The sequence below is a fragment of the Pseudobutyrivibrio sp. JW11 genome (genome assembly GCF_900115355.1).
Lineage (GTDB): Bacteria > Bacillota > Clostridia > Lachnospirales > Lachnospiraceae > Pseudobutyrivibrio > Pseudobutyrivibrio ruminis.
Genome location: NZ_FOWB01000002.1, coordinates 311,742 through 333,483 on the forward strand (window position 1 = coordinate 311,742; position 21,742 = coordinate 333,483).

Genomic DNA, 21,742 nt, shown 5'->3' on the forward strand with positions numbered 1-21,742 from the left:
ATAATCAGTATTTAACCAAATAATATAGCAGTAAGATTTATTAAACAGTGAGCAATAATGCACATGGATAAACGTTTATTTTTAATATACATAAATCCAAGGGCTGCTCCCATCAATACTGCATATATGAATTGTACTATATTATTGTGTAGAATTCCAAAACAAATTGAGGAAATCACTACCGCTGGAACCGGGCCATACCATAAGCATAGCTGGCCTGTTAGAATCCCTCGCATTAATAATTCCTCCAATATCGGAATTACTAAACAGTTGCATAACACCTTCATTAATAAATCGCCATCAGTAAGTATGCTATTGGCTCTGGCAAAGCCTGCCGACGATTCAACCAAACCACTATGGGTCAGAACTACGTTAAGTAAAACTGCCACTGCTACTGTTGCCACAACCCATATCGCATATACGAAGACTTGCTTTTTGTTTTTAACAGTCTCCGGAATAAGCTTTGGAACATTTGAATAAATAATATACATTGGCACAATGCAAACAATGCCTGCTATAAGCAGACATGAAAGCTTGCCATATTTATCTCCTATGATATCAAGAAGCAACGAAACTCCCAGCTGATATACAAAGAAATAAACAAGCAATGGATATATAATTTGAATGATTCTATTCTGTCTAATTTGATTCAATGTATTCAAGCACCTCATTTGGATAGTCTAAAATAGTCACCGCTCCAGCATCTTCCAAATCCCACTTTGAACCAAAGCCCCAGGAAACACCAATGCAATCGATTCCTCTTTGTGCTGCACCTTCTGCATCAAACTTAGTATCACCAACAAGAACTGTTTCTTCCTTTTTGTGCCATGGTGCACGCGAAAAGCATAAATCAATAACCTCTGCTTTTGTATCTATGGATGCATCCAATGTTGCTCCACAAATATCAGTGAAATAATGGTCTATACCAAGCTTTGCCAATAGCTTTCTAGCTGTAGGTTCAGGCTTTGAAGTGCAAACAAAAAGACAATAGCCTCGTTTGTTTAATGCATCAAGAAGCTCTTCTATGCCAGCGTAAACCTTGGCATTGAACATACCATTTTCCTTATCATAGTACTGTCTGTAAGCGGCAACAGCACCATCAAAATCCTCATCCTTAATATGCAAAAGCTTCGGAAAAGAATATGTAAATGGTGGCCCTACGCATTTACGAAGTGTAACAAAATCCGGAATATCGTATCCGTATTTTGTAAGGGCAACCTTCAGCCCCTCAATAATACCAGGAGCTGAATCAACAAGTGTGCCGTCTAAATCAAAATAAACATTTTTTATCATTTCTTAACGCCCTTTGTGTCTCTGCTTGCGATGTGAAGTCGTCCGATTGAAACAGTTTTGTCTTTAACCTTAACATCTACATTTTCGCCTTCGCCAAGAATGTAAATATTAATAAGCTCGTCACCCTTGCCAAGTTTCATTCCACGGACACCAACTGCTGTCTTTTTCTTTTCAGGAATGGTGTCTCCTTCAATTCGAAGGAACATATCCTTTGCAGACTGCATTACAACAGAGCTACCAGGATTAAGCTTGCCAACACAGATAACCTTATCGTCATCAGCAAGTTTAGTTGCAGCAATTTGCTTTCTAGTAACGTCAAATTCTGCACCTTCAACAACCTTAATCATAGATTGCTTAGTGCCGAATAAAAGTCTTGATTGGATAATGTTAGCCATTGAATCTGCAAAGATAAGATTCTGCTTTGTAAGGTCAATCTTTGAGCCCTTTTCTGCAGTGTCGATTGGCTGTCCCTTATCACGGAACTTACCAAATGGCAAGCTAAGAACCTTAATCGCATGCATATCGCCATCATCTGTAAAGAGACAAATCTTGTCTATATTTTTACAGAAGATAATCTTTTTAGATTCAGTCTCTGCTGCTTCTTTATTACGCTCGAATGTAGGCATATCTACTACACGAGCATATGCAAATCTGTCGATAAGAACTGCCACATCAATTTCCTCGATTGGCTTTTCTTCTACAACAGCCTCTTCTACGTTATCAATAACTGTACGGCGCTCTCTAGCGTACTCTTTCTTGATAGCCTGTAAATCCTTGATGATAACCTTTGCCATCTCAGCACGGCTTTCAAGAATCTTTGTATAATCAGCAATCTTCTGCATTGTCTCAGCATAATCACCACGCAGTGCTTCGATTTCCAAACCGATCAATCTGTGGAGACGCATATCAAGGATAGCCTGAGCCTGACGCTCAGTAAACTTAAGTAAAGCTGCATCCTTTTTCGACTGCTCTGACTTGAACTTTATACCTTCTGTGATACCTTCAACGAGACAAGCCTTTGCCTGCTTTACATCCTTTGAACCACGAAGGATTTCAATGATAAGATCGATAACATCGCAAGCCTTAATCAAACCTTCCTGGATTTCCTTTTTCTCGCGCTCTTTGCCAAGTAAATGAGTGTACTTTCTAGTACAAAGCTCATACTGGAAGTTAACATGATGTCTGATGATTGGAACGATACCAAGAGTCTCTGGCTTTCCATCAGCAACAGCAAGCATGTTTACACCAAATGTATCCTCAAGACGAGTCTTCTTGTAGAGGAGGTTAAGGACATTCTGAGCATCAGCACCCTTGCGAAGCTCAACAATAATTCGCATACCATCCTTTGAAGACTGGTTTGAAATATCAGTAATGTCGTTGGTCTTTTTAGACTCAACAAGTGAATATATATCGTTAAGGAACTTTCCGATATTGGCACCAATCATAGGATAAGGAATCTCCGTAATTACGATTTGTTCCTTACCACCTTTAATCTTTTCGATTTCTGCCTTACCACGGATTTTGATTTTACCAACACCTGTAGAGTAAATCTCAAGCAAATCATCCTTGTTAGTGATGATACCACCAGTTGGAAAATCTGGACCAGGAATTATTTTAAGCATCTGAGCTGTGTTAATATCTGGATCCTTCATGTAGGCAATAACGCCATCAATAACCTCACCTAGGTTGTGCTGAGGGATTGATGTAACCATACCAACGGCAATACCATCGGAACCATTGATAAGAATATTAGGAACACGAACAGGAAGAACCTCTGGCTCCTTTTCTGTCTCATCATAGTTTGGTACGAAATCTACAACGTTTTTATCAAGGTCCCCAAGATAAACCTCCTGGGCAACCTTAGCAAGACGAGCCTCAGTGTAACGCATAGCAGCGGCGCCATCTCCTTCGATGGAACCAAAGTTACCATGACCATCAACAAGTGGAAGACTCTTCTTGAAATCCTGTGTCATAACAACAAGTGCTTCGTAGATTGAGCTATCACCATGTGGGTGATATTTACCCATGGTATCACCTACGATACGGGCACTCTTTTTATATGGTTTATTATAATCAACCTTTAACTCGTACATATCGTACAGGGTACGACGCTGTACAGGCTTAAGACCATCTCTAACATCTGGAACTGCACGTGCAAGGATAACCGACATAGAATAGTCTATAAAGGATTTCTGCATAATCTCAGAATATTCGGTTCTTATAATCTCACTAGGCATCTATCTCTGCCTCCTTTGCGTGTTTGTAAATAAAGTCTTTTCTAGGAGCAACGTCGCTACCCATAAGAAGCTCTGTTACCTCGGAAGCCATAAGAGCATCCTCGATTTCAACAAGCTTAAGCTTACGACGCTCAGGATCAAGTGTAGTTTCCCAAAGCTGATCCTTGTCCATCTCACCAAGACCTTTGTATCGCTGAAGAGTGAATGTCTTTCCATTCATCTTTTTACGATATTTATCTAGAGCAACATCATCGTAAAGGTATTCCTCCTCGCCCTTTGTAGGAATAGCCTTGTAAAGAGGAGGCATAGCGATGTATACATGACCTTCCTTGATGAGTTCTGGCATAAATCTGTAGAAGAATGTCAGAAGCAATGTACAGATGTGGGCACCATCAACGTCGGCATCGGCCATGATTACGATTTTGTCATAGCGAAGCTTTGAAATATCGAAGTCATTACCATATCCCTCAGAGAAACCACATCCGAAAGCATTGATAAGTGTCTTGATTTCAGCATTTGCAAGAACCTTATCCATTGATGCCTTTTCAACGTTAAGAATCTTTCCGCGGATAGGCATGATAGCCTGATACATACGATTTCGAGCCATCTTTGCAGAACCACCAGCGGAATCTCCCTCTACGATAAAGATTTCACACTTGCTTGCATCTCTTGATTCGCAGTTTGCAAGCTTACCATTCTGGTCGAAAGAAAACTTCTGCTTTGTAAGAAGGTTTGTCTTTGCCTTTTCTTCGGACTTACGAATCTTTGCAGATTTCTCTGCACAAGAAATAATTGCCTTTAATGTATCTAAGTTTCTATCAAAATAGAGAACAAACTCATCCTGACAAATCTTCTGAGTAGCCTTTGAAGCATCTGGATTATCAAGCTTTGTCTTTGTCTGTCCTTCGAAGCGAGGATCTGGATGCTTGATAGAAACAATCGCTGTAATTCCGTTACGAACATCAGCACCAGTGAAATTAGCATCCTTGTCCTTTAAGATACCAAGCTCACGGGCATAGTTATTAATAACAGTTGTAAGAACTGTCTTGAAACCTGTGATATGTGTACCACCCTCAGAGTTGTAGATATTGTTACAGAAACCAAGGATATTCTCCTTGAATTCGTTACAATACTGGAATGCAACCTCTAGCTCGATTCCATCAGCACTACCGCTGAAATAGATAACATCATGAAGAGCTTCTGCAGTTTTATTAATCTCCTTTACAAAGCCTTTGATTCCATCTGGCTCATGGAAAGTGAGATACTCAGGCTCCTCACCACGTAAATCTGCATAATTGATTGTAAGACCTGGATTAAGGTATGCAGTTTCGTGAAGACGTGACTTTATATCATCCTCCTTGAAATAAGTCTTTTCAAAGATTTCTGGATCAGGAAGGAAGTTGATTTTTGTACCGTGCTTTGTTGTCTTGGCAATCTTTGGAAGAAGTCCATCAACAAGCTTTTCTGTAGGTACGCCTCTTTCGTATCTATCGTGGTGAACGTAACCCTCACGGGAAATATCTACAGTCATGTATGTACTAAGAGCATTTACAACTGAAGAACCTACACCGTGAAGACCGCCGGAAGTTTTATAGACACTGTCATCAAACTTACCACCTGCGTGAAGTGTAGAGAAAACAAGACGTGCAGCAGGCACACCCTTTGCATGCATTCCAACTGGAATACCACGACCATTATCCTCTACTGTACAGCTACCGTCCTTTTCAAGAGTAACATGGATAGTGTCGCACTCACCGGCCAAATGCTCATCTACTGAGTTGTCCACTATCTCATATATAAGATGGTTCAAGCCCTTTCGTGATGTTGAACCAATATACATGCCGGGTCTTTTTCTAACAGCCTCAAGACCTTCTAAAACAGATATACTGCTGGCATCATAAGTAACTTTGTTTGCCATAAAATCATACTCTCTTTCGATATAATTTATAAAAACGCTGAAAGGCGTCTGGTACAAAACCAGGCGCCAACGTAATAAATACTAATGTTTTCCAGTGGAACCAAATCCGCCTTCTCCTCTAGCGGTATCAGATAAATTTGAAACCTCATTAAAGTCAACAGATAAAAATGGTACAACCACAAGCTGAGCAATCTTTTCAGCTGGTGTAATAACTCTAGCCTGCTCTCCATCGTTGTGAAGGGCAACCTTTATTTCTCCCCTGTAATCAGAATCTACCACGCCAACACAGTTTGCTGGTCGAAGACCTTCCTTTGCAGATAATCCGGAACGAGCAAAAATGCCTCCGAAATACCCTTCAGGAATCTCCATCGCAAGACCTGTGCCAATCATCTTGGTCTCGTGTGGCGCAATAGTAACATCCTCTGCAACATCAGCAAATAAATCATAACCAGCTGCTGATACTGAGCCACGCTCAGGAAGCTTTGCAGAATCAGTCATACGCAAAATATTAATATTCATTTTTATTCTCCATTTATTAATCTACATGCAAAACGATTTGTCCAAGCTTTCTAGTCTGTGGAACATCAATAACACGCTGATTGATACTTCCTCTCCATTTTGCCTGCAAATCTATCTTATCAATTTCAAATTCTCCGTCAACCAGAACATCCAAATATTCCATAATTTCCAGAGATTTTATTTCTTCATAAGTGAAGCCTGTGTAAAGCCAGACGGTCTTGCCGGGAAATCTCTCCCTAATCTCCCGGGCAAGCTCCGTCACTTCCTGACGATTGCCAGGATAAAGTGGATCTCCGCCACTAAATGTTATGCCTGATATATAGTCGCGAGATAAGACCTCGTATAATTCATCCTTTGCAGCCTGATCAAATTTAAGTCCTCCATCAGGATCCCAAGTAACCGGGTTCTGACACTCCTTACAATGATGATCACAGCCAGCCACCCAAAGTACAGCACGAAGGCCGTCACCGTTGAGCATGTCATCCTTTGTAATGTTATGGTAATTCATATTCTTCAAGTCCTTTACATTGATTTACGATCAGCAATCTCTGCCATCTTTGCCTCATTCAAACGTGTATCTCCCTTTACACGTGAATATGACAAGTATCCATTCATACGGTCAATTTTTGTAAGATTCTTGCTGCCGCAAACTGGGCAAACATCCATCTCTAATTCCTCGTGACCACAATCGTCACAGTATGAAAGGGAAAGGTTAACGCCTTCGTAGAAGCCCTTTGCCATAGCGCGACGAACAAGTGTCTTTACAGCGTCGCGGTTGTAATTGATTGGGTAACGAACGTACTGAATCTTTCCACCGTTTGAAAGCTCCCAGAATCTGCCTTCCAAATCCTGCTTTTCAATTGGTGTGATGTCTTCTGTAACGTGACAGTGGAATGAGTTTGAAACGTACTCTCTGTCAGATACATTCTCAACGATTCCATATTTGTTTCTAAACTGCTTTACCTGAAGTCCACAGAGGTTCTCAGCTGGTGTGCCGTAGATAGCATAAAGATTGCCATCCTCCTCCTTGAACTGATTTACTTTTTCATTAATATGCTTAAGAACCTCGATAGCGAACTCTCCGTCTTCTACAAGAGATTTGCCATTGTAAAGCTCCTGAAGCTCGTTAAATGCAGTAATACCAAATGAAGCAGTTGCAGCCTTAAGAAGTGGCTTAATCTTGTCGTGGAAACCAAGGTGTCCACCGTAGAAGCCGCCCTCGCAGTATGCAAGTGGATTTGTGCTAGCACGCATTTCTCCAAGGTATGCATATGTACGAATGTGAAGCTTTCTAATCATTTCAAGATAGTAATCAAGCACTTCGTAGAAATCCTTTGATTCCTGACGTGACTTTGCAAGAATCATTGGCAAGTGAAGAGAAACCGCACCAATATTGAAACGGCCAATAAATACTGGCTCATCATTTTCATCAGCTGGCTTCATGCCGCCCTTTTCGTACCAAGGTGAAAGGAATGCACGACATCCCATAGGTGAAATTACCTTGCCATATTTCTTGTACATGCTGGCAATGTAGCCCTCGCCTGTAAGAGAAAGCCAATCAGGATACATTGTCTTGCGCGAGCAATCGATACCTGCTTCGAAAACATCCTCAAGCTCCTTACCAGGGCCGTGAAGATTTTCATCGTAAAGGAATACAATCTTAGGGAAAAGAACTGGCTTTTTAAAGCCTGGCTTTCCCTGGCCGATTGAACGAACCTTTAAGCATGCCTTTGATGCCATCTTTGCAAATACTGATGTACCAAGACCAATTGTAACAGTGATAAATGGATAGTCACCACGGCTAGATGCAACTGTGTTGAACTTGTACTCCCATCCCTGGAAGCCCTGCTCCATTTCTCTTTCTACTTCTGCCATTGATACTTCGTGAGCCTTTTCCTCACCAATGCCAAGGGCAATGTATTTTTCCATGTATTTATCAAATGATTTCTGAGCATATTTTTCAAGAATCTGATCAGCCTGAGGAATAGTGAAACCACCGTACTGCTGGCTTGCAGCAGAAAGAACGATATCACCGATAACATCAAATGCTACATCCAAGCTCTTTGGCTCGTTGTAGAAAATGTTACCCATTTCAAAGCCGCCCTCAAGAACTGACTTTACATCGAAAAGACAACAGTTCATTGTGTCTCTTCTGGCGTTCATATCGTGGATGTAGATATAGCCATCACGAATAGCCTGAACTTCCTCAGTTGTAAGGAAGAATTTCTTGTAAAGCTCTCTATTAAGCTCATTGAAAATCAAAGAACGTTTTGTGGATACAAGCGCAGAATCAGTATTTGAATTCTCCTTGTCACCGATATACATGATGTTTTGAGACTTCTTATAAACATCATCCAACATCTGGACAAAATCCTGCTTGTAATTGCGGTAATCGCGGTAAGATTTCGCAACCATAGGGTTAACACGTTCCAAAGCACCCTCAACAATGTTATGCATTTGCGCAATTTCAATTTTCTCAAGGCCAAGTTCCTCCACTCTTTCTTCAACGAATTGACAGATAAACTTTTCCTGCTCAGGAGTAAATTTTACAAGTACGCGTGTAGCAGATTTTCCAACAGCTTCTACAACTTTTTGCACATCAAATGGTTCAAGTGAACCATCCTTTTTAACTACATATCTTTTCATGTTCCGCCTCCGGGTTTTATATAAAAATGAATCGTATTGTATATAATATTCAGTCAATATCTAGTTGATTTAAAACAAAAACTACTAGATATTGTGTTGATAGAATTATACTACCACCACATTATCTAGTAGTCAATAGACTTCTGTACCACAAAATAAAGTTTCACAATTTAGTCATAATAACACCCTACATCTTTGTGATTTAAATCACCATAGGTGGCATAAGTAAGACATTTCAAGCCACCCTTGCAGAATGAGCTGTAATCGCAATCACTACAGTCATCAGGTGTGGTATCTGCTCTAAGCGACTTTAACACATCAGAGTTGTTGTAAAGGTCAAGCATATTGTCATCAAGCAGATTTCCAACCACTATAGGCATACGTCTACAAGGAACTAAATCGCCATTTTCCATGACAGTCAGCAAGGTATCTCCTGCTGTGCAGGAATAAGGCAGATTATTTGTCTTTAAAAATTGCAGAGCACGATATAGCGCTACTTCTGTTTTACAGCCCTGTCTTCTTAGCGCAAAGCTCTCCCTTGTGATCATATCAAGGTACTCTTTCGTTTGCTCTTTATTCATGCAAAGGTTAACCTCTGGAGAATTCAATGGAATATATCTATCCGACCATACAGTGTCCACTCCATATCTTTTTGCAAACTTAACAACATTTGGCAGCTCCTTATAATTGAGAGCCGTTGCAGTAAAAGACAAAGAAACATAAACATTGTACTTTTTCAGCAGCTTTACAGCCTTTGCCACTTTAGAATAAACACCCTTGCCTCTTATATAGTCGTTAGTTTTCTTGCTGCCTTCCAGGCTCACCTGAACATATTCTGGGCCATAACTGGCAATCCTTTTTGCTATCTCATCCGTGATAAGAGTGCCATTTGTAAGAATCGAGAAACTATATAAATCACTATCCTTCTTAAACTCTTCTAAGAGCTCAAAAAAATGAGGAGAACACAGTGGTTCCCCTCCTGTTATATTAATATGTCCTTTGATTTTCTGCTCCTTAAGAAGCTGTCTGTATTGATTTAAAATACCCAAAAGCTGCTCACTATTAAGTGAAACAGGTACATGACCTTCTTGATAACAATGTAAGCATTTAAGATTGCAGCTTTCACTGATATGCCATTGCAATACAAATTCTCTTACCATGAGCCGCCTCCGCCGCAAGAAGAACATCCACCACCACAAGATGAGCATCCGCCGCCACATCCTGAGCTAGAACTAGAACTAGAGCTCGAGCTACTTGTAGATGTATCAGTGTAATATACAGAGCTTGTTATATTATCTGTATATTTAATATATCTATTTGTTGCATTTGCAGTGTAATCATATTTCTGTACGAGCTTTTTGGATATGCCAAAAATAAAAGCATAAGGAAGAACCTCATCAAAGTAATCCTGGTCGTCTTTTATCTTAGCCTCTAGATCCTGCTTCTTGATAGTAGATAGATAATTCTTGTATGCTTCTATCCTAGCTATAAGCTCTTCACCATAAGCAGATTTTTTAGGAGTTTTGACTGCAAAAATGCCAGTAGCTATTATTGATAAAAAAGCAGGTAAAAAGAACCATCTAAGGGTTGGATCCATATCCTCTGACCAAATATAGGCAACGCATATCCCTATTGAAGAAATCAAAAACAAAAAGCTTGAAATCATAAACTCAACATAGGATGCAATATTGTAAATCTTAGAATCGAATTTCTCCTCTAACATTTTATTAAGCTTACTATTGAGCTTACGGATACGAGTATCCTCAGCCGGAATTACATTGGTACCATTTTTAAAAAGCCCGTCATATACAAGCTTTTCTGCATCGGACAATGCGACCTCGCTCTTGTTTACTTTTTGTAATGTCAGCTTCTTTTTGCTGCTTGGATTCTTGATTCGGATATACCCTTTGGTTGCCAGCTGAATGATTACTGTGATAAGTAACAGTTGGCCACTTCCACCGTAAATATATCCCATTTCAACAGCTTCAAGTCCACCAACATTAATTCCTGACACATCACCTTTATCAAACAAATCACTGTCTTTGTTTTTATTCCAGAAGAAAAAGCTAACTAAAAGACTAAGCATACACAATGCGCTTAGGATAAATGCCTTTGTCTTGTAATTAACCTGAGCTGCTTCAAAATAACCGTCAGGCAACTCCACATCCACAGTAAGTGCACCATTAAGCTTATAGTCATTTGAAACCTGAGCTGTAATAGTATTGCCATCGACTGTGTAATCCACGTAAGAAGTAATATCCTTCTTACGCTTTTTATCTGCAAAGAAATTAACAGTGCTTGTATCATCAATCTTCTTTGGCAAATTTATAGTGACCTTGGCTCCATTTATTTCTGTGCCCCAGTAATCACCAAAAGCATGAAAAATCAGTTCGTCGAAGCCCTTATAAATATCTCCGCCCATATCATAGTCATATGAAATCACATACTCATGGATTCCTGTATCTAAGGTTTCATATGCGCTTCCAATTTTGACTCTTTGCTTGCCTTTAATGGTATCTACTTCATAGTCTTCATTTTCGCAACGTAGATTTGTTATAACTCCTCGTCTAGATTTAGTTTTACCATCCTTTGAGGTATATTTAAGCCATTCTGGAACAAAACGAAAAATCCCATGATGCCCAGTTTCATAGAAATTAACACCGATGTTTTCTGTAACATGAATCTGATTCTTTGTGTTTACATCCAGATTTACTTCATAATAATCAATTGTAAAACCATCAGCTTTGGAATCGTTTTTTCCTGATGTAGCACTAATGTGACTAAAAACCATGATTCCAGCCGAACATAATACAATAATTCCTAAAATAAAAAAGGTTACACCGAAGAAGTGTAACCATTCCTTGCATCTTTTAAACACCACAACACTCCCACTCTAAATCTGATGTTTCATCCTTCTTAGAACGAGTCATCAGCTCATATACTGCATCCTTTGCAGCAAGTCCATCGAAAAGAACCGCATTTACGATATCTACGATAGGCATTTCGATATTGTATTTCTCTGCAAGCTTCTTTGCCGCCTTTGCAGAATATACGCCTTCTACAACCATGGCAACCTTTTCCATAGCCTCATCTTTGCTCATACCCTGGCCAATATAGTAACCAGCCATTCTGTTTCTAGAATGAATAGATGAGCATGTAACAATCAAATCACCGACACCTGTAAGACCTGATAATGTCTCAGCCTGGCCGCCCATTGCAACTGCAAGTGCAGAGATTTCCTTGATACCACGAGTAATAAGAGCAGCCTTTGCATTGTCGCCAAAACCAAGGCCATCTGACATACCAGCAGCAAGTGCGATAACGTTTTTCAACGCAGCACCAACCTCTATACCCTTAACATCTGGTGATGAATAAACTCTGAAATATTTGTTCATGAAAAGATTCTGAACAAAAAGCGCTGTCTGACGGTCTGTTGAACCAGCAACTACAAGTGTAGGCTTGAATACAACAACCTCCTCAGCATGGCTTGGGCCAGATAATACGCATATACGTTTATCTTTTCCTAGCACATCCTCCAGAATTTCTGTCTGTGTGAAAAGAGTATCTTCCTCAATACCCTTTGTAACAGTAATGAAAATCTGATTTGGATTAACAAAGGATTTAATCTTTTCAGCTGTCTCTCTAGTTGCTTTTGATGGAACTGCCATCAAAATAACATCAGCGAACTTTGCTGCAGACTCAATATCTGCAGTAAACTTCATAGATTCTGGAAGCTTAACTCCCTTTATTTTGTCACTGGTATGGGTGTCGTTCATCTGATCAACCTGTGACTGACGATGTGACCAAACCTCTACTTCATGACCATTTTTGTCAAGCATTACAGCAAGGGCTATACCCCAGCTTCCTGCACCTAAAACACTAATTCTTGCCATTATGCCCTCGTTTCTGGATGGAATGAGAATTTGTTCTCTTTTCCATTGATTAGACGTCCAATATTTGCATGGTGAAGTGCAATTGAAAGTGCAGATACTAAGCAGCAAATAACAAGTGCTTCCTTAAGCTGTGCTCCTTCAAATTTGCCATCTAAAAGTCCCATCTTGGCACCGATAAGCATCTCGATTGCAAATGAAAGCTCACCAATGATAGAACCAAGTGATACATAGCGAGTAAGTGCAACAATCGCTATAAATACACATGCTGGAATTGGAAGACCCATTGGGAAAAGTGCGATGATAAAACCAAGTGTAGATGCAACGCCCTTTCCACCTTTAAAATGCATGTAACATGGGAAATCATGACCAAGCACACAGCCAAGGCCTGCATATACCATGTAAATGTTAACGTTTTCTACAAAACGTCCAAAAATCAACCAAACAAAAAATACCGCTACTACGCACTTAAGGCAGTCCCAAGCAAGTGTAGCAAGACCTGCAGGAACTCCAAGAGTTCTCATGGTGTTAGTGGAACCAACGTTACCACTACCAACCTTTGTTAAATCAATATTCTTAGATTTACCGATGAGATATCCCATCAAAATCATTCCAAAACAATAGCCAATAAGTAAAGCTAAAATTCTCCCCAAAACAACCATTATTCGTTTTCCTTTCTCTCTCTAATGATAAATTTTAAAGATGTACCTTCAAAACCAAAGGCATCTCTGATTCTGTTTTCCAAGTATCTAACGTAAGAGAAATGCATCAGGTATTTCTCGTTTACAAAGATAACGAATGTAGGTGGCTTAACAGCAACCTGAGTTGTGTAGTATATCTTAAGGCGCTTGCCCTTGTCTGTAGGTGGCTGCTGAAGTGCAACTGCCTCAGATACGATTTCGTTAAGAACACCTGTAGCTATACGCATTGAGTTGTTTTCAATAACTGCATCGATTGTCTCGTAGATTTTGCCAAGGCGCTGACCGCTCTTAACAGAAATAAAGAGAATTGATGCATATGGCATAAATGAAAGGATCTGACGAATCTTTGTCTCATGCTCCTTCATTGTTTTATCATTCTTTTCGATAGCATCCCATTTGTTAACACAGATGATGATACCTTTGCCTCGCTCATGAGCGATACCAGCGATTTTGGCATCCTGCTCAGTAACACCTTCTGTGGCATCAATCATAATGATAACAACATCTGCCTTTTCAACAGAAGCAACAGCACGAACTATTGAATAGCGTTCAAGGTCCTCTTTGATTTTGCTCTTACGACGAAGTCCTGCTGTATCGATAAAGATGTAATCCTTGTGATTGTAACGAACCTTTGTATCTACAGCATCACGTGTGGTACCTGCAATATCAGAAACGATAACACGCTCTTCACCGCAAAGCTTATTAATAAGAGATGATTTACCAACGTTTGGCTTTCCGATAACTGCTATACGTGGTGTGTCATCCTCTTCTTCGTTTTCTGTAGGCTCAGGGAAATAGCTGCAAACAACATCAAGCATATCACCAAAACCAAGACGTGAAGATGCTGAAATAGCGATTGGATCACCAATACCAAGATTGTAGAACTCGTAAACATCAGCCATATCGCGTTCAAAGCTGTCTACCTTGTTAACAACAAGAACAACTGGCTTGTGGCTACGTCTAAGCATATCTGCAACCTTTGAATCGCTATCCTGAAGACCTTGCTTTACATCAACAAGGAATACGATAACATCTGCTGTATCGATAGCAATCTGAGCCTGCTCACGCATCTGTGATAAAATGATATCCTTTGAATCTGGCTCAATACCGCCTGTATCAATCATAGTAAAATCGTAATTTAACCATGAAATATCTGCATATATTCTATCTCTTGTAACACCAGGGGTGTCTTTTACAATTGAAATTCGCTCTCCTGCGAGCGCATTAAATAATGTGGATTTACCAACGTTAGGGCGACCTACGATGGCCACTACTGGTCTTGCCATATTATACCTCTTTCTAATGTCCGATTATGGCGTAAACTAAATCACGCCCGTCTGATTGTACTATACGAGTTTTGACTTGTAAAGCCGACTCAAGCTCAGATAAAGTGATGTCATCAAGGAATACTTCCTCGCCACTTCTAAGCATTGTACAAGACAATAATAAACTATCTCCAAGCTCTCTATTTGAAAGCTGTTTTATTAGATCCTGTCCTGTAATTAATCCAGAAACAGTAATCTCTTCACCAAAAAATTCGTTTGTAATTGCCACAACATCAACAGTAACGCGATTGAACTTTTCTGTAATCAAATCTGCAAGCTGGCGCATAAATGGAGCTGCAAGCTTTCCTGTTGCGATAGTCACATGACGCTTTTTCATAAATAAAGGCTTTTTGATATCCTCAAGGGCATCTAAAACCTCTTCATGAAGAAGTCTAAGCATTCCAACACCATTTTCGAGCTGGATAAAACCATCGTATCTATCAGCCTCTGGAAGTGGTCTGCCTGCAAGAATATACCACTCATCAGATGCTTGCACAAAATGATTACCAAAGCGTTCCATTGCAATTTGCTGCCAGTGCTCGATTTGGTCGATTACCTTTCCCGCTTCCTCAGGTGTGTAGGTGCGAAGTGGGAAAAGCCCATCTCTGAACTTTGTGACACCAACAGGCACTACTGACATAGAGCTCATAACAGGCGCAAACTCCATCAAATCAGAGATTGTTCTATCTAATTCTGGTCCATCGTTTAGACCTGGGCAGGAAACAACCTGGGCATTCATAGGTATTTCTGCTTCATAAAGCTTGCGAATCTTATCAAGAATATCTCCTGCAAATCGGTTGTGCAGAAGCTTCACTCTAAGCTCAGGATTAGTTGCGTGAACAGATATATTGATTGGACCAAGCTTATAAGCGATAATACGATCCAAATCTGCCATCTTCATATTTGTCAAAGTAACATAATTACCCTGTAAAAATGAAAGACGTGTATCATCATCCTTGAAGTAAAGAGTCTCTCGCATGCCTGGAGGCATTTGATCGATGAAACAAAATGCACATTTATTTGAGCATGATTTGTAATCATCCATAAGACCATTACAAAAAATTACACCTAAATCCTCTCCCTCTTCCTTCTCAACAAAAACTGAAGAGGTCGTGCCATCCTCATGGAGGAGCTCAACAGTGATATCAGCATCATCTGAATAATAATGATAATCAAAAATATCAACGAGCTCTGCATTATTAATTTTTGTGATTATATCCCCAGGAATAAGTCCCGCCCTATCTGCCGGGCTGCCTTCACTTACCTGAGCAATTTTATGACTTGAATTTAACATACTGGTATATACTCAAAAGCATTTTTAATATGCTTTAAATGTCCTTCCTCAATTGCAATAACATCAAACCTAACACTTGTGCCGCCATCCATGTGACGACTATACATATAAAAATCTGCGACTCTAGAAATCTTACGCATTTTATTAAAGTTAACTGCCTCAAAGCCGGTGCCTCTTGCAGCAGATTTTCTATATTTTACTTCTACAAAAACTAAGTAGCTGCCATCCTTTGCAATAATATCTACCTCTCCCATTTTACAATAAAAATTCATTTTGAGAATAGACATTCCTTGACGCTTCAGATAGTCAGCTGCCAGCTTTTCAAAATCATTTCCTTGCGTTCTGTAATTCAATAAAACCTCAATTCTAACCTAGCTTTGATTTAATCTTTTCCATATCATTTACAAAGACCAAAATCTCCGCAACAACCTCGTATAACTCTGGTGGGATTGCATCACCAATATTTAGTTTGCTAAGTGTCTGAGCCAATTCATTATCCTGGTAAAAAGGCACATCCGCCTTCTTTGCCTCTTCGATGATTTGCTCAGCCACATAGCCCTTTCCTGAAGCCAAAATCTTTGGTGCTGTATCTCCAGCCTCGTAAGAAAGGGCAACAGCAGTTTTGTTTTTATCAAATGTCTTTTCTTCTGCCATAATTATGCCCTCATATCAAAGCTATATCTGTGAACCATGCCCTCTGCTGTGTTTTCAGTAGATACTGGCGCAGCCCCAAGAAAATCCTCTACAAAGTTTTTCTTCGGCTCACCACAGGTTACTTCAGATGTGACTGAAAAACCTTTCTTGGCAAGGCGCTCTGTAAGAATATCTAAATTGTCCTCAATAAGCTTCATAGAATCTTCGCTAGCTAGATTCCATTTGCAACCAACCTTGGACTCTTTCAAACTAATAAAAACATCTGTAGAACCTAAATACTCCATATCAAAGTGAAGAAATGCAGTGATTTCCTCGCCCTGCTCATAAGATGCCTTTTTGTTCTGGCGAACATAAAGCATACTATCAGTGTTCTGATTGTACATCTTCAGCGGAATCTGGATGAAATTGTACATTTCATTTGCAGAATTCATAAAGTTGACATTCTGCTTAATCTGAGATGTCTGAGTTTTGATTGTGTCTGCAGCCTTATTATTAAAGTTTGCCACAAGACGCTCTAAGGCCTCCGTCTGCTTCAAAACTCTTTCATATAGCTTTGAAATCTCGCCCGGCTTTGTAACCTCTTTTGGCTCCATAGCAAAACTATTTGTAATTATATTTTTAAGAAGTCCTTTATATAAAGGCGCTCCAATAATATCATTGAGTGTCTGCTTAGGAATATCAGGATGATTATTAAGATAATCAGTGATTTCCCTGAAAACCTGATTCATATCTGCATCTGCCTTAAGAGTGCCATTTTCAGCAAATATCTCATGATTATCCTTTGGAAAATCTGGCAGAGTGTTCAATATAGTATTGAATGAATCAATCTGTTTTTCCGATGCAAATGTATTTAAAACCTGTGTACCAAGCTCATTTTCCATAACTTGAGCCTGATTAACAGTGGTGCTTTCTGTTTGATTAGAAATAATAGCTTCTGTTTCTACCATGCCAGACTGAACCTGATTAGGATTCAGGGCCTGCTCAGCGATAGCCTGCCCATTTACCTGAGGCTGCTGGCCAGCTTCTATAACAGTGGCATTTTCTGTGGCGGCAGCTGGATTATTTGTGACATTAGTAGTGTTTTCTGTAACAGCAGCTGCGGTGTTATCAGCAACTACAGAAATGTTTTCTGCCTCAGCAGTAGCTTCTGCAACAATAGCTTCATTAGCGTTAACAAATATATCCCTTATAGCATTATTAATGCCAATTACATCTCCAGTAGATACCTCGCTGCTAGTCATTATCTCGTGAAGCATATCTGAAATCACATCAAAATTATCCGATAGCACAGCCTTGTCATTAGCATAGTTTTGGAACATGCTGACATTTTCAGGTGTTATTGGAAGATTCGATTTAGACATGGTTACGAGAGTCTGGATATCCACCCCTGGATTATTAATCATAGCACGATTCATAGCTGTCAAATTTTCAGGGCTGACAGACATAGAATTCTGCATCATTGAATTAACCATGTTGATTGTACGCTCTGTAGCAGCCAAATTGGCCATATCCAAAGCTTTTAGAAGTGTAGGATTAGCATCTAGACTAGTGAGAGAAACTGGACGAATTTGTATAAGATTCCCATCGTTGCTTTTTACTTCAAAAAACACTGACTGACCAGGAGTAAGGCTCACTCCTGCATCCAAACGAGCCGTCATAGTCTGACCGTTGGCAAGCCCAATTGTAACCTTGCCATTGTCAATCGAATTAACAGAGCCCTCAAAAACCTCGCCTTCCTTGAGGTTGTCAGTTACTGAGCCCGTAAGGGACTGACTCTGACTAAGCTTTGTCATGTCAGCTCCGTTAACATAATTTGAGTTGTAAGGATTCAGTCCAGTGTTAATGTTCATAATTCACCTAATTATACAAAGTTTCCTATGAAGGATCTTCTATGAATTGGACAAGGACCATATTTCTTGAGAGCCTCAATATGCTCTGCGCTACCATAGCCCTTGTTAGATGCAAAATGATATTCAGGATAAATGCTATCGTATTCTACCATCATTCTATCCCTGGTAACCTTTGCAATAATGCTTGCTGCACCGATAGATATTGATTTAGCATCACCCTTGATAATTGGAACTTGTTTTATCTTTACCTCAGGTATGGTTACTGCATCATTTAACAATACCTGTGGCTCTACTGAGCATTCTGAAATAGCCTGGCGCATTGCTTCGTATGTAGCTTGAAGAATGTTGATTTCATCTATGCGCTGCTCTGAGCATACACCAATACCAACAGAAACAGCCTCTTTCATAATGATTTCGTATAATTCATCTCTTTTAGAGGCTGAAAGCTTTTTGGAATCATTGATATAAAGGATACTGCAATCCTTTGGTAAAACAACGCAAGCTGTGACGACAGGTCCTGCAAGTGGTCCTCTGCCTACTTCGTCAATACCGCCGATATAATCAAACTCTGGCCAATATTGATTCTCAAATTCCTTGAGGTGCTCGATACGTTCACGCTCTATGCGAAGCTTTTCCATACGCTTCTGGGCCATGCCAATGATTTTCGAAACACCTGGACGACCATCATTAATGTATTCCTCAATGAAATCTGGAAGTAAAAGCTCGCTAGTCTCTTTATATTCTTTTTGAATTTCTGAAATCTTCTTTTCGCTCATGTCTATTCTATATTCTCTACAAGTCCAAATGAGTTAAATGGGTAAACTCTAAGCCAAGCTCTGCCCACGATGTCTTCACCTTTAACATTTCCAACAGCATCAAAACGTGAGTCAGTACTGTTGTTTCGATTATCTCCTAGAACAAAGTATTCATCAGGTCCAAGAAGAATTTCGCTGCTAGCAAGACCAGCATTCATAATAACATCTGTGCCATATTGTTCATCTAGCACTTCACCGTTGATATAAATGGTGCCTTCGCTGTCAATATTAACTACCTCGCCTGGTAAGCCGATGATACGCTTGATGTAATATGTGTCTTCCTCGAATTTAGGTGGGAAAACAACCACATCAAAACGCTCAGGGTCATTGAAGCGATAGCTGATTTTGTCAACGATAAGATTGTCACCATCTGACAAAGTATCTTCCATGGATGACCCACTAACTACCGTACGCTGTCCTACAAAATGAGTAATTAGAAAAACGACGCCAAAGCAAACCAGTACATTAATGATTACGCTAATGATTTCCTTAGCTACTGATGCCTTGGTAAGAGGTTCTTCCTCCTCATCCTTCTTTTTCTTTTTTTCTTTTTTAGGCTTTGAATCGAAGTCCGACAAATCTTCTACTTCTTTGATATTCTGTCTAGCCCTTTCGATGTCTCTTTTGATTTCTTGCTCTTCCTCGTTAAAGTCGATAACCTTCATGCTTATGGCCTTTCAAGTGAAATTTTTCCTAGACTACCATTTCTAAATTCATCTATTAAAACTGAAGCAGCCTTGTCGAAATCTGGCTCTGAGCCCTTCTTCAAGAAGTTTCTCTTGAGGGCGATTTCAGTAATAATTTCATGATTAACTAAATCTTCATTTATTTCATAACGAGCAGCTAATGCTCCTGGATAAGTCTCTTTTATAAAATATGCAAGCTCCATAGCAAGCTCTCTTGTTTCGATAATTGCATCGTTAATAGAGCCAATGAATGCTAAATGTAAGCCAACAGTATTATCCTCAAACTTTGGCCAAAGAATACCTGGTGTATCAAGAAGCTCCACTGATTTATTAAGCTTAATCCATTGCTTACCCTTTGTAACACCTGGCTTGTTACCAGTCTTTGCTACTGCTTTACCTGCAAATGAATTAATAAATGTAGACTTTCCAACATTAGGAATACCTACAACCATCGCTCTAACTGGGCGATTCTTAATACCACGCTTTCTGTCCTTTTCAAACTTTGCAGCGCAGACCTCATCAAGTGTGGCCTGAACTCCCTTCATGTTCTTTCTATCACGAGAATCCAGCTCAACACAATAAAAGCCCTGATCCTTGAAATAAGAAATCCATTTCTGATTAACAGATTTATCTGCAAGATCAGATTTGTTTAAAAGCACAAGACGAAGCTTGCCATTAGCAAGCCCATTTATATCAGGATTTCGGCTAGATATAGGACATCTAGCATCGATAACCTCGATAACCAAATCTATAAGTTTTATATCCTCCTGCATCTGACGCTTTGCTTTGGTCATATGCCCTGGATACCATTGAAATTCCATATTCACCTCTCGTTAGAATGGGTATTTAGCCCAAACCTTACCTAAAATATCTTCGTTGGTAACAAAGCCAACACTTTCATAACGTGAATCCTCAGAAGAATTACGATTATCTCCCAGCACAAAATACTGGTCATCCAAAAGCGTAATTGGAGTAGCTGCAATACCTGGATTTTCTATGCGTTCCACATCGAGATTTTCCTTGTATAATTCATCATTGATGTAGATACGGCCATTGCTGATATAGATAGTATCCCCCGGTACTGCAATAACACGCTTTACGCTGTAGCTAGCATTAACATTAGACTTTGGCTTGAATGCAATAACATCCCCTGCCTCTGGCTCAGAAAACTTGTAAGCAATAGTGTTTACAAGTAATATATCGGATGTTTGATAGGTTGGCTCCATAGATGCATTGGAACATTCTACCTGTTTGCCGAATGCAGTTACAACTCCAAATGCCAAGCCAATCACAAGCACTAATTCCAGCAAAAATATCAAAACGTATCTTACTTTATCGAAATTTATTTTCTTGCGGCGTCTTCTAAAATTTAGTCCATCGTTTCTACGATGAAAGGTTTTATTAAATAATCGTTTAATTGATAAAAGCATACAAAAATCCCTTTAAATCTTTAGTATAAATATACCGCACTTTAGTCTAAAAATAAAGAACAGTCACAATAAAGTGACTGTTCCAGTGGATTCCGAGATTAGATTCTCTCCTTAACCTTTGCCTTCTTACCTGTGAGCTCTCTGAGGTAGAATAGCTTAGCTCTACGAACTTTACCTTTTCTAACTACTTCGATCTTCTCAACGTTAGGGCTGTGAAGTGGCCAAGTCTTTTCAACGCCTACGCCGTTTGATGACTTACGAACTGTGAATGTCTCACGGTTGCTTCCACCCTGTCTCTTAATAACTGTACCCTCGAATACCTGTGTACGAGTACGGTTACCTTCAACGATACGGCCGTAAACCTTTACTGTGTCACCTACCTGAAACTCAGGTACTTCTGCCTTAAGCTCGGCAGCTTCAATGTTTCTGATAATCTCGTTTGCGTTCATTTTAATTCCTCCAAATTTAGCGACATTCTTAATAT

The 21,742-nt window shown here is 39.7% G+C and carries 21 protein-coding genes; all 21 read right to left on the minus strand.

All coding sequences use genetic code 11. The features are described from left to right. Positions 1 to 11 precede the first annotated feature (11 nt). Positions 12 to 653, minus strand: coding sequence for a CPBP family intramembrane glutamic endopeptidase (locus BM102_RS03740; protein ID WP_177194889.1), 642 nt, complete (start codon positions 651 to 653; stop codon positions 12 to 14). Beyond that, complete coding sequence (locus BM102_RS03745; protein WP_090479027.1) at positions 640 to 1,293, minus strand: HAD hydrolase-like protein; 654 nt, start codon at positions 1,291 to 1,293, stop codon at positions 640 to 642. Before BM102_RS03745 ends, BM102_RS03740 begins: the two co-directional genes overlap by 14 nt. Beyond that, positions 1,290 to 3,530, minus strand: coding sequence for a DNA gyrase/topoisomerase IV subunit A (locus tag BM102_RS03750; RefSeq protein ID WP_074790468.1), 2,241 nt, complete (start codon positions 3,528 to 3,530; stop codon positions 1,290 to 1,292). Before BM102_RS03750 ends, BM102_RS03745 begins: the two co-directional genes overlap by 4 nt. Next, entirely contained in the window at positions 3,523 to 5,448 is a 1,926-nt protein-coding gene (locus tag BM102_RS03755; RefSeq protein WP_090479030.1) for a DNA gyrase/topoisomerase IV subunit B, read from the minus strand. The genes BM102_RS03750 and BM102_RS03755 overlap by 8 nt, the downstream gene beginning before the upstream one ends. 81 nt (positions 5,449 to 5,529) lie before the next feature. Continuing rightward, the gene (gene dut, locus BM102_RS03760; protein ID WP_044934314.1) at positions 5,530 to 5,967 is read right to left on the minus strand and encodes a dUTP diphosphatase; all 438 of its coding nucleotides are present in this window, start codon (positions 5,965 to 5,967) and stop codon (positions 5,530 to 5,532) included. Positions 5,968 to 5,983: 16 nt separating this feature from the next. Further along, entirely contained in the window at positions 5,984 to 6,475 is a 492-nt protein-coding gene (gene nrdG, locus BM102_RS03765; protein WP_044934312.1) for an anaerobic ribonucleoside-triphosphate reductase activating protein, read from the minus strand. 14 nt (positions 6,476 to 6,489) lie between these two features. Next, positions 6,490 to 8,613, minus strand: coding sequence for an anaerobic ribonucleoside-triphosphate reductase (gene nrdD / locus BM102_RS03770; RefSeq protein ID WP_090479033.1), 2,124 nt, complete (start codon positions 8,611 to 8,613; stop codon positions 6,490 to 6,492). A 170-nt stretch (positions 8,614 to 8,783) separates the two neighbouring features. Then, the gene (locus BM102_RS03775) at positions 8,784 to 9,773 is read right to left on the minus strand and encodes a radical SAM/SPASM domain-containing protein (RefSeq protein ID WP_177194890.1); all 990 of its coding nucleotides are present in this window, start codon (positions 9,771 to 9,773) and stop codon (positions 8,784 to 8,786) included. Further along, positions 9,767 to 11,491 (minus strand): DUF2207 domain-containing protein, encoded by a 1,725-nt coding sequence (locus BM102_RS03780; RefSeq protein ID WP_090479040.1) that lies wholly within the window; start codon positions 11,489 to 11,491, stop codon positions 9,767 to 9,769. The genes BM102_RS03775 and BM102_RS03780 overlap by 7 nt, the downstream gene beginning before the upstream one ends. Beyond that, a complete protein-coding gene (locus BM102_RS03785; protein ID WP_074790462.1) occupies positions 11,484 to 12,506 on the minus strand; it encodes an NAD(P)H-dependent glycerol-3-phosphate dehydrogenase in 1,023 nt (340 codons plus the stop codon). Before BM102_RS03785 ends, BM102_RS03780 begins: the two co-directional genes overlap by 8 nt. Further along, positions 12,506 to 13,165 carry a glycerol-3-phosphate 1-O-acyltransferase PlsY gene (gene plsY, locus BM102_RS03790; RefSeq protein ID WP_049960244.1) on the minus strand — a complete coding sequence of 220 codons (660 nt, stop codon included), beginning with the start codon at positions 13,163 to 13,165 and terminating at the stop codon, positions 12,506 to 12,508. Before plsY ends, BM102_RS03785 begins: the two co-directional genes overlap by 1 nt. Then, the gene (gene der / locus BM102_RS03795; RefSeq protein WP_044934299.1) at positions 13,165 to 14,490 is read right to left on the minus strand and encodes a ribosome biogenesis GTPase Der; all 1,326 of its coding nucleotides are present in this window, start codon (positions 14,488 to 14,490) and stop codon (positions 13,165 to 13,167) included. The genes plsY and der overlap by 1 nt, the downstream gene beginning before the upstream one ends. Before the next feature lie 13 nt (positions 14,491 to 14,503). Continuing rightward, positions 14,504 to 15,823 (minus strand): radical SAM protein, encoded by a 1,320-nt coding sequence (locus BM102_RS03800; RefSeq protein ID WP_044934296.1) that lies wholly within the window; start codon positions 15,821 to 15,823, stop codon positions 14,504 to 14,506. Then, complete coding sequence (locus BM102_RS03805) at positions 15,817 to 16,176, minus strand: YraN family protein (RefSeq protein WP_033154043.1); 360 nt, start codon at positions 16,174 to 16,176, stop codon at positions 15,817 to 15,819. Before BM102_RS03805 ends, BM102_RS03800 begins: the two co-directional genes overlap by 7 nt. A gap of 13 nt (positions 16,177 to 16,189) precedes the next feature. Next, positions 16,190 to 16,477, minus strand: a complete 288-nt coding sequence (locus tag BM102_RS03810) for an EscU/YscU/HrcU family type III secretion system export apparatus switch protein (protein ID WP_033154042.1) — start codon at positions 16,475 to 16,477, stop codon at positions 16,190 to 16,192. 2 nt (positions 16,478 to 16,479) lie between these two features. Further along, a complete protein-coding gene (locus BM102_RS03815; protein ID WP_090479043.1) occupies positions 16,480 to 18,327 on the minus strand; it encodes a flagellar hook-length control protein FliK in 1,848 nt (615 codons plus the stop codon). A gap of 11 nt (positions 18,328 to 18,338) precedes the next feature. Then, on the minus strand, positions 18,339 to 19,103 hold the full coding sequence (locus BM102_RS03820; RefSeq protein ID WP_044934291.1) for a ribonuclease HII: 765 nt from the start codon (positions 19,101 to 19,103) through the stop codon (positions 18,339 to 18,341). A 2-nt stretch (positions 19,104 to 19,105) separates the two neighbouring features. Then, positions 19,106 to 19,627 (minus strand): signal peptidase I, encoded by a 522-nt coding sequence (lepB, locus tag BM102_RS03825; protein ID WP_242942898.1) that lies wholly within the window; start codon positions 19,625 to 19,627, stop codon positions 19,106 to 19,108. Between the two features lie 182 nt (positions 19,628 to 19,809). Beyond that, entirely contained in the window at positions 19,810 to 20,649 is an 840-nt protein-coding gene (gene ylqF, locus BM102_RS03830) for a ribosome biogenesis GTPase YlqF (protein WP_090479049.1), read from the minus strand. Between the two features lie 12 nt (positions 20,650 to 20,661). Beyond that, positions 20,662 to 21,258 carry a signal peptidase I gene (lepB, locus tag BM102_RS03835; RefSeq protein ID WP_044934285.1) on the minus strand — a complete coding sequence of 199 codons (597 nt, stop codon included), beginning with the start codon at positions 21,256 to 21,258 and terminating at the stop codon, positions 20,662 to 20,664. Positions 21,259 to 21,356: 98 nt separating this feature from the next. Further along, entirely contained in the window at positions 21,357 to 21,707 is a 351-nt protein-coding gene (gene rplS / locus BM102_RS03840) for a 50S ribosomal protein L19 (protein WP_033154038.1), read from the minus strand. Positions 21,708 to 21,742: the final 35 nt, after the last annotated feature.